The following is a 540-nucleotide window of genomic DNA, read 5'->3' as shown; positions in this document are numbered from 1 at the left end:
CAGAGTACAGAAAACAGGTATCCACAGACTATGAGCTGACGCCAAGGGACCTGAAAGACATCATGGCCCGGTTCCGGCTGATCACGGCGGATGCACCCTGTCCCACCAGCCAGGCCCAGGTGTTGGCTCTGGCTGACGAGGCGTGCGGGCAAAGTCTGGGTGGGCGGATCGATCCGGACCAACGCCCCGAATGGCAAGCGCTCAGGGATTACCGGCACAGTTCCGGTAAGGTGGACCGTTCATTACTGGAGCAGCACCAGCGGGCCTTCACACAGTTTTTCGGACAGTTGGCACAGGTGAACAAAAAGCAATCGACGCCACTGGTCATCGATACTCCGGCCACCAGAGAGTACATAAAAACCTGCTGGCAATTTCTGCAACTCAGGGAACCGGGAAGAGTTGCCATGGTGGTAGAAGGGACTGCCGGGTGGGGTAAGGATGCCCTGTTACTGCTGACCCTGACCACCTGGCAACAGCAAACCGGTAAAGGCTTTCAGCATCTCAATGGGACACCGGACCAGTTTAACCAGTTTGTGCAGG

1 protein-coding gene is annotated in these 540 nt (G+C 57.0%); it reads left to right on the top strand.

Annotated elements, in window-relative coordinates; genetic code table 11:
- A partial coding sequence (locus J7438_RS27315; RefSeq protein WP_209279149.1) for a hypothetical protein occupies nt 1-540 on the top strand: 540 nt, incomplete at both ends.

Source organism: Thalassotalea sp. G20_0 (genome assembly GCF_017744175.1).
Lineage (GTDB): Bacteria > Pseudomonadota > Gammaproteobacteria > Pseudomonadales > Endozoicomonadaceae > Endozoicomonas.
This window is presented reverse-complemented; position numbering and strand designations above follow the sequence as displayed.